The 14065-nt window shown below is 69.1% G+C and carries 9 protein-coding genes; 1 reads left to right on the forward strand and 8 read right to left on the reverse strand.

Going from position 1 to position 14065, the window contains the following annotated elements:
• Positions 1–18: 18 nt before the first annotated feature.
• The 4 genes from ACY34J_RS03895 to ACY34J_RS03910 all read right to left on the reverse strand — a co-directional run bounded on the left by ACY34J_RS03895 (position 19) and on the right by ACY34J_RS03910 (position 6779).
• The gene (locus ACY34J_RS03895; protein ID WP_462725045.1) at positions 19–1845 is read right to left on the reverse strand and encodes a thiamine pyrophosphate-requiring protein; all 1827 of its coding nucleotides are present in this window, start codon (positions 1843–1845) and stop codon (positions 19–21) included.
• A gap of 243 nt (positions 1846–2088) precedes the next feature.
• Complete coding sequence (locus ACY34J_RS03900) at positions 2089–3108, reverse strand: SRPBCC family protein (RefSeq protein WP_462725046.1); 1020 nt, start codon at positions 3106–3108, stop codon at positions 2089–2091.
• 6 nt (positions 3109–3114) lie between these two features.
• Positions 3115–3678 (reverse strand): hypothetical protein, encoded by a 564-nt coding sequence (locus tag ACY34J_RS03905; protein WP_462725047.1) that lies wholly within the window; start codon positions 3676–3678, stop codon positions 3115–3117.
• Positions 3679–4412: 734 nt separating this feature from the next.
• Complete coding sequence (locus tag ACY34J_RS03910; RefSeq protein ID WP_462725048.1) at positions 4413–6779, reverse strand: lamin tail domain-containing protein; 2367 nt, start codon at positions 6777–6779, stop codon at positions 4413–4415.
• 647 nt (positions 6780–7426) lie between these two features.
• Here ACY34J_RS03910 and ACY34J_RS03915 point away from each other — a divergent pair.
• Positions 7427–9982, forward strand: a complete 2556-nt coding sequence (locus tag ACY34J_RS03915) for an ATP-dependent Clp protease ATP-binding subunit (RefSeq protein WP_462725049.1) — start codon at positions 7427–7429, stop codon at positions 9980–9982.
• A gap of 26 nt (positions 9983–10008) precedes the next feature.
• On the opposite strand, the gene ACY34J_RS03920 is transcribed toward ACY34J_RS03915, so the two are convergent.
• Genes ACY34J_RS03920 through ACY34J_RS03935 form a run of 4 tightly spaced genes read right to left on the reverse strand, consistent with a single transcriptional unit; the run spans position 10009 to position 14026 of the window.
• Positions 10009–10824, reverse strand: a complete 816-nt coding sequence (locus tag ACY34J_RS03920) for an ABC transporter permease (RefSeq protein ID WP_462725050.1) — start codon at positions 10822–10824, stop codon at positions 10009–10011.
• A 17-nt stretch (positions 10825–10841) separates the two neighbouring features.
• Positions 10842–11744, reverse strand: coding sequence for an ABC transporter permease (locus ACY34J_RS03925; RefSeq protein WP_462725051.1), 903 nt, complete (start codon positions 11742–11744; stop codon positions 10842–10844).
• A 3-nt stretch (positions 11745–11747) separates the two neighbouring features.
• Entirely contained in the window at positions 11748–12950 is a 1203-nt protein-coding gene (locus ACY34J_RS03930) for an ABC transporter substrate-binding protein (protein WP_462725052.1), read from the reverse strand.
• A 38-nt stretch (positions 12951–12988) separates the two neighbouring features.
• Positions 12989–14026 (reverse strand): ABC transporter ATP-binding protein, encoded by a 1038-nt coding sequence (locus tag ACY34J_RS03935; protein ID WP_462725053.1) that lies wholly within the window; start codon positions 14024–14026, stop codon positions 12989–12991.
• Between the last annotated feature and the right edge of the window lie 39 nt (positions 14027–14065).

Raw genomic sequence — 14065 nt, forward strand, 5'->3', positions numbered from 1 at the left:
GGGCGCCCCGCCCCCGGGTCAGACGCGGGCGCGCCGGCGGGCCCGGTGACCGTCTCGGCCCGGCAGGTGCGCGGCGTACTCGACGAGCTTCTGGCGTACGCCCTTGCGCGCGATGCCGATCCGCTCCGGGTCGTGGACGGCGGCCTTCGCCGCCTTCTTGCCCTGCTCGAGGGTGATGTGCGGCGGGATGGGCGCGATCTCGCTGTCCACCTGGAACTCCAGCACCACCGGTCGATCGCTGGCCAGCGCCTTGTCCCAGGCTGCGCCGACGTCCTTCGGCGTACCGCAGCGGATCCCTTCCAGGCCGAGCAGCCTGGCGTACTCGGCGTAGGGGACGTCGGGGATCTGCTGGGAGGCGGGGTACTTGGGGTCGCCGCCCAGCGCCCGCTGCTCCCAAGTGACCTGGTTGAGGTCCTGGTTGTTGAAGACACAGAAGATCAGCGGAGCCGATCCCGTCATGCGCTTCAAGTAGCGCTTGATGGTGATCATTTCGTTCATACCGTTCATCTGGAACGCGCCGTCGCCGACGAAAGCGATCACCGGACGGTCGGGGTGGGCGAACCGGGCGGCGATGGAGTACGGCACCGCCGGGCCCATGGTCGCCAGCGTGCCGGAGAGCGAGGCACGCATGCCCTTGCGGAGTTTGAGGTGGCGGGCCCACCAGTTGGTGCCCGACCCCGAGTCGGCGGTGACGATGGCCCGGTCGGGCAGCCGTGGGGAGAGCTCGGCGGCGACCGCCTGCGGGTTGATGACCCCTCCGAAGTGCTGCGCGGCGCGCTTCTCGCAGATCCGGTTCCACTCCCGGACGTGCTCCTCGATCTCCTTGCGCCAGCCGCGGTCCTCCTTGCGGCCCAGCAGGGGGATGAGGGCGCGCAGCGACTCCTTGGCGTCACCGACCAGGTGGGCGTCCATGGGGTAGCGCATCCCGATCATCCGCCCGTCGATGTTGATCTCCACGCCCCGGGCCTGGCCCTCGTCCGGCAGCCACTCGGCGTACGGGAAGCTTGTGCCGATCATGAACAGGGTGTCGCAGCTCTGCATCATCTGGTCGCTGGCCTTGCTGCCGAGGAGGCCGATCGGGCCGGTGACCCAGGGCAGGTCGTCCGGCAGCACCTCGCGGCCCAGGAGGGCCTTGGCGACGCCGGCCCCGAGGATTTCCGCGGTCTCCACCAGTTCGCTCTGGGCGTTGGCGGCGCCCTGGCCGATGAGCATGGCGACCTTGCGGCCGGAGTTCAGAATGTCCGCGGCGCGGCGCAGCTCGTCCTCGTCGGGCAGCACGCGGGAGGGGCTCCAGCCGACGCTGGAGTAGACGGATCCATGCCCCTTGGGCGGCGAGGGCACCGCCTCGGCCTCCTGAATGTCCTCCGGGATGATGATCGTCGAGACTCCGCGGGTGCTGAGGGCGGTCTTGAAGGCGCGGTCGATCACGTGCCGGGCCTGGGCCGGGTGCACCACCATCTGGCAGTACTCCGAGACGTCCGCGAGCACCTGTTCAAGCGCGATTTCCTGCTGGTAGTGCGAGCCCAGGCAGATCCGCTTCTGCTGGCCGACGATGGCCACCACCGGCTGGTGGTCGAGTTTGGCGTCGTACAGACCGTTGAGGAGGTGGACCGCGCCGGGGCCGGAGGTGGCCGTGCAGCAGCCGACTTCTCCGGTGAATTTGGCGTGGCCACAGGCCATGAACGCCGCCATTTCCTCGTGTCGCGTCTGGATGAATTCCGGGTCACCGGCCGCGCGGTCGAATGCGCCCAGCATGCCGTTGATCCCATCGCCTGGATAACCGAACACCCGCTGCACCCCCCAGGCCCGCAGGCGGTCCAGCACAAAGTCGGCGACCTGGCTCATGATGACTTCCTCCAGTCTCGACAGCGAGGCGGGCTTTGCGCGGGTTTCCGCGCAGCGCGGCACCTAAACCGGTGTTTGGTTGTGCCCCCGCTGGGAACGAGGGTCGGAGCACGACGACGGCCGGCAGCGCTGCCGAACTGCCGGCCGTTTGTCCGGTGATGAACTTGCCGATGGCTTACGGGAGTTCAAGCGGATCCGGGAGCCCCGGTGGAGGGCCGGTTGGTGATGGCCTCCCTGGCTTCGCTACCGTCGCGCGTCGACCTCGTCCTCGTATTCATCCTCGTCGTAGTCGTATTCGTCCTCGCCCTCGTCCTCGTCCTCGTCCTCGTATTCGCCCTCGCCCTCCTCCTCGTCCTCGTATTCGTCGCGGTCTTCGTCCTCCTCGGTCTCCTCTTCCTCTTCAGCGGGCTTTCCGACGGCCTCCTCGTGACTGCGCACGACCTCGCCGTCGTGCACCTCTCCCCGCCATCCCTCGAGTTCCTCCGCGTTGAGCAGGGCGTGGGTCATGACGTGGCGCCGGAAGTGCTTCAGCTCCAGACGTGCCCGTCGGCCCTGGGCCCGCCACAGATTGCCTGTGTGCTCGAAGAACCCTTGAGGGTGGTACTCAAGGACCAGCAGGATCCTGGTGAGGGTCGGCGTGATCTCGTGGAAGGTCACCGCTCCGTCCGCATGCCCCTTGGCGCCCTGCGACCGCCAGATGATCCGCTCGTCCGGCACCTGGTCGATCACCGTCGCGTCCCATTCACGGTGCGAGAAGGCGATCTGTGCCTTCCAGTGGGTCTCTGTCTCGTCTTCCAGTTCGACGTCTTCCACCTTCTTCATGAAGCTGGGGAAGTCCGGGTACTGCGTCCACTGGTTGTAGGCGACCGTTATCGGAACACCCACGTCGATCGTCTCGACGATGTTGGTGACCTTGAGCTTGCCCTTGCCGCCCTTCTTCTCGCCACCGCCGGGCAGAGCCTGCGTGACGGTTTCCTTCACCTTCTCCGCACCGGCGCTCACGAGCGCCGATGCCGGGGACTTTCCTTCGGCCAGTTTCCGCACTCCGGTGACCGCGGCCGTCAGGCCAGGACCGCCGCCGTTGTCCGCGTAATCGGCAAGACGCTCGGTCGCACCTGAGACACGCTTGGAGACGCGAGAGAGTGCACGCTCTCCCATGGCACCGATGAGGTTCTGTGCCTCACTCAGCAATCGCTTCGTGGGCAGTTCCTCGGCCAGGGAGCCGAGCCCGCCCCTGCGCTGACCGCCCGATCGCTCAGCCATACGTCATCATCCTCGGCTCCGGGGCCTGGGCCCCTCGTCGCTGCTACTCGTCTTCGGACGACTCATACCGCCCTTCTTCGACGGCTGGTCGGCGCCGCTCCGCTGCCGGGACGTATCACCGGGCCTCCGCCGGCCCTCCCGACGATCGCTGTCCTCGTCCCGCGACTCCTTGGCGGCTCTGGACGCCTTGGGCGCCTTCGGCTCCTCGGGCTCCCGCTCGCGCTTCCGCTCGGGCTTCCGCCGCTCCTCGGGCTCCTCCTCGGGCTGCTCCCCACTCGCGGCCCGGAGCGCCGAGGCCCGCTTCTCCAGCCGGTCGCTCAACGAATCCATGCGGCTGCGTGCCGCAGTCACGACGGCTCTCCTGCCCACCGCCATCAGATCGCCGCGGACGTCCTTGACGAGCCGGCCGAACTCAGGGGATCTCAGAATTCCCGCCCGTGGAACGAGACGGCGCCCTGCCAATCGGCTGCCTGCCGCGGCACCGGCAAGAGCGAGCGCCCACCGCGCCTTGCGAAGGCGTCCGAAGAGGTAGCCGCCGGCGACAGCAAGCGCCACCTGCCCGTTACTCATGATGTGTGTCTCCCTTTGCATCAGTGGTGATGCGCCGCCGGAGACCCCGCTACCGATCGGGCCAGACCCTGCAGCGCAGGAGGTACGAGACGGACCCGGTACGTCAATTATGGGGGAGCCTTTGCTCCATGTTCATCCCGAAAGAGCCCCCTTTACAAAGACCAGGAGCCTGGTCGCACAGAGTGAAGCAGGACCGCGGCAGCAGGGGCTACGCGACCGAGCCGTGTGCGACCAGCGCGGTGAGCGGCGCCACTCCGGCGACGGCCCAGGCCACGTAGTCGCCGATGTGCCCGGACTGCAGCCGCCGTACGGGGGGCCCAGACCCGCGCCGCCCCGGTGCGCAGGGGCCGCCACACCGCGAGCGCTGCCCATCCGGCGGCCAGCGCGGTGGATACCGGATCGAGGACCACCCCGGCCGTCGTCCGGTGCGCTGGAGGCGGGGAGGCCGGGCCCGTCGGTGCCTGGCCGCCGCCCAGCACCGTGGCGAGGTATCCGCTGTGGTCGGCGAACATGGCGCCCGCACGGCCGACCGCCACGGCGAACGCGGGGAGCACGCCCACAGCCAGTGCTCCCGCCGGCAGGACGACCATGGACCTCGGCATGCGGGGTGCGGCGCGTGTTCTGGATGCTGGCGGCGGTGCGAGAGGGCGTCGTTGACGCCGTCTGACAGCGCACATGCGTCGGGGACGCGTCGGCAACGGTGCTGACGCGTCCCCGGCGGCCGGATCCCGCGGTCAGGGCAGCGGGATGCGTACGACCTGCGGTTCGTGATCGCTGAGCTGGTTTGCGAACTCGGAGTTGATGTGCACGACGTCGTAGCTGTACGCCTTCGCCGCGAGGCCGGACGACAGCAGGATGTGGTCGAGCACCTGGGAGTTGCCCTCGTAGTCGTAGGTGTACCGCTCCGCGACAGGCAGCGTGCGGGGCAGGTCCACCAGGGCGTTGCCCGCGGTGAGGATGTCCGCGGTCTGGGAGAACTCGAAGTCGTTGATGTCGCCGAGCACGATCACCGAGGCGCCCGCGTCGACGGCCAGGATCTGGTCGACGAAGTTCTTCACCGCCGTGGCCTGGTTGTGACGCTGCGTCTCGGAGGAGCGGGTGGGCGGCTGGAAGTGGCCGAACAGCGGTTGGTCACCGCCCTTGGAGTTGAAGTGGTTGGCGATGACGAACACCGTCTGGCCGTTCCAGGTGAACTCGCCGGCCAGCGGCTTGCGGCTGGCGCTGAACGCCGAGTTGCTCGGGTCGATACGGCCCGGGGAGTACTTCAGGGACGGCACGCCGCCGGTGTTGATGACGGAGTTGGCCGTGGTGGACGCCCCGCCGGGGCGGTCGACGAAGGCCAGCCCGCGGTCGGTCCGGTACAGGAACACCTGGCGGATGTTGCCCCCGGGTTCGCCGCCGTCGGCGTTGTTCTGCGGGTTGATCTGCCGGAACGAGTAGCTCGGCCCGCCGGCCGCGGTGATCGCACTGATCAGCTTGCTCATGGTCTGGTCGCACGCGACCGTGCCGCTGTCCGTCGCACCGTCATTGTCCTGGATCTCCTCGAGGGCGAGCAGGTCCGGCGACTTGAGGTTGTTCACGATCTGCCCGGCCAGCCCGTCGAACTTCGACTGCGGATCCCCTGGGTCGAGGTTCTCCACATTGAAGGTGGCAGTGGACAGTTGACCGGCCGACGGCGTGGCGGTGGTCTCTGGTGTGAGGCCGCCGCTGGTCACCGACGGGGTGCTGGTAGGGAGCAGCTTGAAGTTGCCGAAGGAGTAGTCGAGTACCCCGGTCGTGGCGCCGGACAGGGTGTCGCCGACGTTCGTGGTCGGGGTGGCCGCCAGCGCGTCGTCCAGCAGCACGCGCTCCGGGTTGGCGTCCCCGGACTGCAGCACGATGCCGCCGCGGTTGGTACGGGTGGTGCTGCCCTGCGGGACGACCGGGATCTCACCGAACGTGTTGCGCGGGCCGACCACCTGGGCGTTGTCGATCTGGACGCGCATGCCCTCCAGCGACTCCCAGAAGTCGATGCCGTCCGCTGACGGATCGAAGGTGCCGCTGTTCTCCACGTCTCCCGTGGCGTCGTCCTCGATCACGGTGGCCGGCGGGACCCGGCCGCCGGAGCCGACCAGCGTCGTGGCGGGCAACGGTGCGTTGTGCGCCACGACATTCACCGTCGGCGAGGTGATCTCGGTGGTGGTCAGGTTGTTCGTGCCGCCGGTGCCGCCGGGGCGGAACTCGCTGACCGTGCCGCTCACCGTCACCGAGTCGGCGACGGCGACGGTCGGTGCGCTGCCGGTGTAAACGAAGATGCCCTCGCTGGTGGCCGGGTCGGCGTCCGGCTGACTGTCCTGCATCCAGAAGCCGGTGGTGCTCTTCGCGGTCACCACGCCGGGGATGCCGCTGACCTGCCGGCTGTTCTTCGGGGATATATGGCCGGCACTCTGGATGTCCCGGATGTGCGTGCCGCCACCGCCGCCTCCGCCGGAGGAGTTGCGCGGACCCGGCGCGGTCACGGTGAAGTCGGCGGAGTTGTTGTCGGTGTCGGTCGCACCGGCGTTCTTGCGCACTGCCGCGGTGGTGTTGGACAGATTGCCGGTCGGGGCCGCCTCTGATGAGCTCGCACTGCTGCCGTAGCCGACGAAGTCCCGTACGCCGGGCTGGGTCGCACAGCCGGTGCTGCAGGTCAGCTTGGTGGTGCTGGTGACCAGGGCCACCTTGGCCGCGGTCGCGCTCATCGCGATGCTGCCGGTGGCGTCCGGCGTGGGCAGTGGCGAGCCGCTGCCGGCGCCGGCGGCTTCCTGGATCAGGTAGTACTTGCCCGGCGCGATGCTGCCCGACAGCGGCGTCGTCGACCAGACCGATCCGGACGCGGAGGCGTACTGCACCGACCAGCCCGCGACGGAGACGGTGCTCGTGCCACGGTTGTACAGCTCGATGAAGTCATTGGTGAACTGGGCACCCGAGTTGCCGCCACCGCCGTAGATCTGGCTGATCACGATGTCCGGCGACGCCGCGTACGCGGTGCCTGCCGAAGGTGTGAGCAGTCCACCGACGACGATGGCCGCGGTACCTATCGCTGCTGCCGTCCGAGGCACGCCTCTTGGCACTGGCTCCATGGAAGTCCTCCCGAATACCGGCGAGTTCCGACATCGAGATGTGATATCGGCCCTACCGGGACACCATGCGACACCTGACCGACGCCCGGTAGTACAAATGAATAATTCAACTACCCGGAGTCCGCTCTGGCCTGACGGCCTGGCTCCATCGGCCACGGCCGGCGAGACCGCCGACGTCAACAGCACCCGCGGCCGGCCGCCGCCGGCCGGAGCGGTCCACAGGTCGGGCGCCGAAACCTCCAGTCCGCCCTGTCCCGGGCCATCGCCATGGAACGCGACCTCGGGGCGGAGCTCCTGGCCCCGCAGGGGAGCCCACCCCAGGGGGCGCCTGGCCGCACCGTCCTCGATCCGGTGGAGGCGATCGACGACGCACCACGTCCAAGAGCGGGACGTCGCACCCCGAGGTGACCGGGGCCTGCTCGGCGCCGAGGCTCGTCATGACGCCGTGAGCCCCCATGACAAGTAGTTCATCTTTACACCAACTACTCCCCGCAGAGTCGGGCAGTTCCGCCAGAATTGCCATGAGCGCGAGGTGTCGTCACGCGGGTCCTGGGAAACCGGCCAGCAGCGGCACTTGCACGACGTCGTTAGACAGCGTGGCCCGGTCCGGCCCGCCGGCCGGCGCCGAGTCAGCGGGACGGATATCTATGACCAGCGGGAACACGGGTCCTGAGGACTACGGTCGGGACCCGCTCGGAGATTTCCTCGGACGCTTCCTCGGTCTCGGGCCCGCCGGGCGGGGGCATGAGGCCAGGTATGTCGACTTCGGCCGCCTGATGAGCGAGCCAGCCCGGCAGCTCGTCTCCGAAGCGGCCACGTACGCCGCCCAGCACGGCAGCACCGACCTGGACACCGAGCACCTGCTGAGAGCGGCCCTCAACGCGGATACGACCCGCACCATGGTGCAGCGGGCCGGAGCGGACCCGGACGCCATCGCCGCCGAGATCGACCGGAAGGCCGGAGAGGGGCCGCCCCGCAGCTCCATCGCCGTGACCCCCGCCGTCAAACGCGCGCTGCTCGACGCCCATGAGATCGCCCGGTCCACCGGGTCCTCGTACATCGGTCCCGAACACGTGCTGGTGGCCCTGGCCGCCAACCGCGACTCCACCGCGGGGCAGATCCTGAACGCCGCCCACTTCACCCCCCGCACCCCGCCTGCGAGCGGTGTGGCCGGCCGGCGCACGGGCGGCCCCGTCGCCGAGGAGCGCCCCAGTCCGGAACGGCGCCGGGAGACGCCGAACCTCGACAAGTACGGCCGCGACCTGACCGCGCTGGCTCAGCAGGGGCGCATCGACCCGGTGATCGGACGGGAAAGCGAGATCGAGCAGACCATCGAGGTGCTGGCCCGCCGGGGCAAGAACAATCCGGTGCTCATCGGCGAGGCCGGTGTCGGCAAGACAGCGATCGTCGAGGGGCTGGCCGAGCGCATCACTGTGGGCGATGTGCCGGACATCCTGCTCGGCCGCCGGGTCGTCCGGCTGGACCTCTCCAGCGTGGTCGCCGGTACGCGCTACCGCGGTGACTTCGAGGAGCGCCTCACCGGCATCATCAACGAGATCCGGGAGAACTCCGACCAGTTGATCATCTTCATCGACGAGCTGCACACCGTTGTCGGCGCCGGGGGCGGCGCCGAAGGCGGCCCGATGGACGCGAGCAACATGCTCAAGCCCGCCCTCGCCCGCGGCGAACTGCACATCATCGGCGCCAGTACGCTCGAGGAATACCGCCGCTATATCGAGAAGGACGCCGCGCTCGCCCGCCGGTTCCAGCCGATCATGGTTCCGGAGCCCACCCCCACGGATGCCCTGGAGATCCTGCGCGGGCTACGGGACCGGTACGAGGCCCACCACCAGGTCCGGTACACCGACGCGGCCCTGCTCGCCGCCGTCGAGCTGTCCGACCGCTACCTCACCGACCGCTTCCTGCCCGACAAGGCAATCGACCTCATGGACCAGGCGGGCGCCCGTGTCCGGCTGCGCTCCGCCACCCGGGGCACGGACCTGCGATCGATGGAACGCGAGCTCGAACAGCTCAACCGGGACAAGGCCCAGGCCGTTGCCGCCGAGCAGTACGAGCAGGCCGTGCAGCTGCGAGACCGCATCGTGGCCCTGGAGCAGCAGATCGAGCAGGGCAGCCGTAGGGAGCAGCCCCGCGGCCGTATCCCCGAGGTCACGGTCGAGGACATCGCCGAGATCGTCTCGCGGCAGACCGGCATCCCCGTCAGCAGCCTCACCCAGGAGGAGAAGGACCGCCTGCTGGGTCTGGAGGAGCACCTGCGCAAGCGGGTCATCGGCCAGGAGGAGGCGGTGACCGCCGTCGCCGATGCCGTGCTGCGCTCCAGGGCGGGCCTGGCCGACCCCAAGCGCCCCATCGGCAGCTTCCTGTTCCTCGGCCCCACCGGCGTCGGCAAGACCGAACTCGCCCGCGCGCTCGCGGAGGCGCTGTTCGGCAGCGAGGAGCGCATGGTCCGCCTCGACATGAGCGAGTACCAGGAGCGGCATATGGTCAGCCGGCTCGTCGGCGCTCCCCCGGGATACGTCGGCCACGAGGAGGCCGGGCAGCTCACCGAGGTGGTGCGCCGGCACCCGTACTCGCTGCTGCTCCTTGACGAGATCGAGAAGGCTCACCCCGACGTCTTGAACATCCTGCTGCAGGTACTCGACGACGGGCGGCTGACCGACGCCCAGGGCCGCACAGTCGACTTCACGAACACCGTCATCGTGATGACCAGCAACCTCGGCTCGGAGGCGATCACCGGGCGCGGCGCGCTGGGCTTCGGCCCCGGCGACCAGGAGGCCGACGAGGAGGCCCGCCGGGAGAGGATCCTGCGCCCGCTGCGAGAGCACTTCCGGCCGGAGTTCCTCAACCGCATCGACGAGATCGTGATCTTCCGTCAGCTCGCCGACGACCAGCTGCGCCGGATCACCGACATGCTGCTGGACGAGACGCGGCGGCGGCTGCGCGCCCAGGACGTCGACGTCGAGTTCACCCCGGAGGCCGTCGACTGGCTCGCCCACCGCGGCTACCAGCCGGAGTACGGCGCCCGGCCGCTGCGCCGCACGATCCAGCGGGACGTCGACAACGAACTCTCCCGGATGCTGCTGAGCGGCAAGCTGCAGCCGCACAGCCACGTCGCCGTGGACGTCGCGGACGGAAAGCTGCAGTTCCGCTGGAACGGGCAGCTGGTCAGCACCCCGGACTGAGCGCGCCCCTGCGGGCAGCCGGCTCCTCAGATCCGGCTGCCCGCAGCGGTGTCGGAGGAGAGCCGCTGAGCGAGGTAGATCGGGATCACGGACAGCAGGACCATGACGGCGGCCACGACGTTGACCACCGGCGCCTGCCGCGGCCGGGTCATGTTGGAGAAGATCCAGATGGGCAGCGTCTGCACCCCGGGGCCCGCGGTGAAGGTCGTGACCACGATCTCGTCGAAGGACAGCGCGAAGGCCAGCAGCCCGCCCGCGAGCAGGGCCGTACGCACCAGCGGGAAGGTGATGTCCCGGAAGGTGCGGAAGGTGTCCGCCCCCAGATCCATCGCCGCCTCCTCGTACGTACCGGGCATCCGGCGCAGCCGGGCGATCACGTTGTTGTACACCACGACGATGCAGAAGGTCGCGTGGCCGACGACCACCGTGAACATGCCGAGCCCGACCCCCAGCGGCTCCAGCACCGTACGGAACGCGCTGTTGAGGGCGATGCCGGTGACGATGCCGGGCAGTGCGATGGGCAGCACCACCATGAAGGAGATCGTCTCCCGCCCGAAGAACCGGTAGCGCTGCACGGCGAAGGCGATCAGCGTGCCGAGCACCAGGGCGACGGCGGTGGCGCCGAGACCGGCCTTGACCGAGGTCCACAGCGCGGCCCGGGCGCCACCGCTGCTCCAGGCGTCGGCCCACCAGTGCGCGGTGAACCCCGAGGGCGGCCAGCCGAAACTGCGGTCCGGATTGAAGGAATTGACCAGGACCAGCAGCAGCGGGATGTAGATGACCGCGAAGCCGAGTCCGGCGGCGATGCGCAGAGCGATCCGCGCGGTGCGGGAGAGCGACATGTCCGATCGCCTTGTCGTCAGAGTCCGGCCAGGGCTCCACTGCGGCGCACCGCGAGCAGGTAGAGCACGATGATGGCGACGGGCACGGTGCCCAGCGCCGCGGCCAGGGGCAGGTCGAGGGTGATGTTGGAGTAGACGAGGTTGCCGATCAACTGGGTCTTGCCGCCCACGATCTGCACGGCGATGTAGTCGCCGAGGCTGAGCGAGAAGGTGAAGATCGAACCGGCGGCGATGGCCGGCCGGACCATCGGCAGTACCACCGAGCGGAAGGTCCGCCAGGTGCGGCCGCCCAGGTCGGCGGAGGCGTCCAGCAGGGCGCCCGGCAACTGCTCCAGAGCGGTGTGGACGGGCAGGATCATGTACGGCAGCCACAGGTAGGCCAGGACCAGGATCACACCGGTCAGTCCGTAGCCGGGCCCGTCGAGGCCGACGGGGGCCAGCAGCCAGTCCAGCAGGCCGTCCTGCGACAGCATGATCCGCCAGGCGTACGCCTTGACGAGGTAGCTGGCCCACAGCGGGGTGAGCAGGGCGACCACCAGCAGCGGGCGGTAGCGCGGCTTGGCCACCCGGGCGGTGTAGAAGGCTACGGGGAAGGCGATGACCACGTCGATGACGGTGACGGCGAGGGCGACGCCCAGGCTCCGCAGCGCCACGTCCCGGTAGACGGGGGTGGTCAGCAGCGCCTGGAAGTTCTCCAGGGTCCAGGACTTCACCACGTTCGAGGTGAACGGGTCGGTGCTCCAGAAGGCGGACAGGAACAGCGCCGCCAGGGAGCCGAGATAGGCCAGGATCAGCCAGGCCAGCGGCGCGGACAGGAGCAGGGACAGCCGCAGCCGGGGGCGGCGGTGCAGGGTCCCGGCGAGCCGCCGGGCCGGGCTGGTGGCCAGGCCCGGTCCGGCGGCGGGGGCGGTGTCGTGCATCTGTCAGCCCTTGATCGAGGTCCAGGCCTGCACCCACTTCGCGTACGGCACGCACGTGGTGTCCTTACGGCCGTCCAGGCACTGCGGGATGGGCGTGGTCCAGAAGTGGACGCGCTTCCAGTACGGCTCGTCAGCCGCGTGGTAGACGTCGCAGTGCTTCTTGTCGGCGGTCTCGTCACAGGCGAGCCGGTTGGCCGGGGCCTCTCCCCAGTACTCGGCGACCTGGGCGTTGACCTTTGGCGAGATGATCCAGTCGAACCACTTGTAGGCGCAGTTGGGGTGCTTGGCCTTGGCGGAGAGCATCCAGGTGTCGGACCAGCCGGTGGAGCCCTCCTTCGGCAGCACGGCCTTGACCGGCGCCTTCTCCCCCTGGGCGGTGTTGACGATGACCTGCCAGCTGGTGCCGAGAACGGAGTCGCCGGTCTTGAAGGCGGAGATCTCCTTGAGGTAGTCGCTCCAGTACTCGCCGATGTTGGCGTTCTGCTGCTTCAGCAGGGCGACGGCGGCGTCGAACTGCTTCTGGTCCAGCGCGTAGGGGTCCTTGATGCCCAGTTCCGGCTTGGTCTTCATCAGGTACAGGGCGGCGTCCGCGATGTACGTGGGCGAGTCGTACGCCGTGATGTGCCCCTTGTGCGGGGAGTTCTTGTCGAAGACCACGCCCCAGGAGTCCGGCGCGGGCTTGACCTTGTCGGTGCGGTACATCAGCAGGTTGGCGCCCCGGCCGTGCGGGATGCCATACGCAACCCCCTTGACGGAGTTCCACTTCTGCAGCTTGAGGCTGTCGAAGACGTCCTTGTAGTTCGGCACCAGATCGGTGTTGACCGGGGCGGCGTCACCGGAGGCGATCAGCCGCAGCGAGGCGTCGCCGGAGGCGGAGACCGCGTCGTACTGGCCGGTCTTCATCAGGCTGACCATCTCGTCGGAGGTCCCGGCGGTCTTGGTGTTGACCTTGCAGCCGGTCGCCTTCTCGAACGGGTGGACCCAGTCGACCTTCGGGTCGTTGGAGCCGTCCTCGGCGTAGCCGGCCCAGGCGATCAGGTTCACCTGCTCCTCGGTCTTGCCCAGGGACTTCTGCGCGGTGAGCTTCGGCGGCGTGAAGGTGCCGTCCGAAGCGGACTTGTCACCGGTTCCCGAGGAGCCGCAGGCCGTGGCCAGGGTGAGGACGGCGGCCGCGGCCGCGATGGTGAGGGGATGAGTCAGACGCACGGATTCTCCGTATCTGAAGTGGGAGGGACGTAGGGTCATCAGTCGGCTTCGGCGACACGGAAGTTGTGCCGTCGGTGCCAGCGCAGGGCGACACGCGAGCCTCGGTAGGCGGCGACGTCGGCGGAGGAGGTCTCCAGGTTCTGCTGGACAGCGGTCAGCCGGCCGCCCGCGTCGAGGTCCACGAGGAAGCGGGTGGCGTCGCCGACGTAGACGACTTCGGCGACGGTGCCGACCGCGGTGCTGTGCTCCGTCTCGTCCGCGGCCTCAGCGTCCGGCAGCAGGCGGATCTTCTCCGGGCGGATGCTGTACGTGCCGGACTTGCCGACCACCTTCTCGGCGGCCTGGCCGGTCAGCAGGTTGGAGGTGCCGACGAAGGAGGCGACAAAGGGCGTGGCGGGCCGCTCGTACACCTCGGCGGGGGTGCCGACCTGCTCGATCCGGCCGCGGTTGAACACCGCGATCCGGTCGCTCATGGTCAGCGCCTCCTCCTGGTCGTGGGTGACGAAGACGAAGGTGATACCGACGCTGCGCTGCAACTCCTTGAGCTCGACCTGCATTTCCTCGCGCAGCTTGAGGTCGAGGGCGCCGAGCGGCTCGTCCAGGAGCAGCACCTTGGGGCGGCCCACCAGTGCGCGGGCGAGGGCCACGCGCTGCCGCTGACCGCCGGAGAGCTGCGACGGGCGGCGCTTCTCGAAGCCTTCGAGGCGTACCCCGCGCAGGGCCTCCCGGGCGCGCTCCCGGCATTCGGCCTTGGGCACCTTGCGGATCCGCAGCCCGTAGGCGACGTTCTGCTCGACGGTCATGTGCGGAAAGAGCGCGTAGTCCTGGAAGACCGTGTTCACGTCCCGCTCGAACGGCGCGAGGCGGGTGACGTCCTTCCCCGCCAGTTCGACGGTTCCGCCGGTGGGCGCCTCGAAGCCGGCGATCAGCCGCAGCACCGTGGTCTTGCCGGAGCCCGAGGGTCCGAGCATGGAGAAGAACTCTCCGTCACGGATCTCCAGGTCCACCCCGGCGACCGCTTCTGTCTGACCGAAGGACTTACGCAGCCTCTGCAGTCGGACGGCTGTCCCTTCCATGCACGGGAACCTTTCTGGAGCTGTGCGGCGTTGAGTGAA

It is taken from the genome of Streptomyces sp. HSS9-12 (assembly GCF_054963655.1).

Excerpts from the sequence above, each read along its gene's own strand:
- ACY34J_RS03895 (WP_462725045.1), bottom strand. The coding sequence starts at position 1,845 with ATGAGCCAGGTCGCCGACTTTGTGCTGGACCGCCTGCGGGCCTGGGGG.
- ACY34J_RS03900 (WP_462725046.1), bottom strand. The coding sequence starts at position 3,108 with ATGGCTGAGCGATCGGGCGGTCAGCGCAGGGGCGGGCTCGGCTCCCTG.
- ACY34J_RS03905 (WP_462725047.1), bottom strand. The coding sequence starts at position 3,678 with ATGAGTAACGGGCAGGTGGCGCTTGCTGTCGCCGGCGGCTACCTCTTC.
- ACY34J_RS03910 (WP_462725048.1), bottom strand. The coding sequence starts at position 6,779 with ATGGAGCCAGTGCCAAGAGGCGTGCCTCGGACGGCAGCAGCGATAGGT.
- ACY34J_RS03915 (WP_462725049.1), top strand. The coding sequence starts at position 7,427 with ATGACCAGCGGGAACACGGGTCCTGAGGACTACGGTCGGGACCCGCTC.
- ACY34J_RS03920 (WP_462725050.1), bottom strand. The coding sequence starts at position 10,824 with ATGTCGCTCTCCCGCACCGCGCGGATCGCTCTGCGCATCGCCGCCGGA.
- ACY34J_RS03925 (WP_462725051.1), bottom strand. The coding sequence starts at position 11,744 with ATGCACGACACCGCCCCCGCCGCCGGACCGGGCCTGGCCACCAGCCCG.
- ACY34J_RS03935 (WP_462725053.1), bottom strand. The coding sequence starts at position 14,026 with ATGGAAGGGACAGCCGTCCGACTGCAGAGGCTGCGTAAGTCCTTCGGT.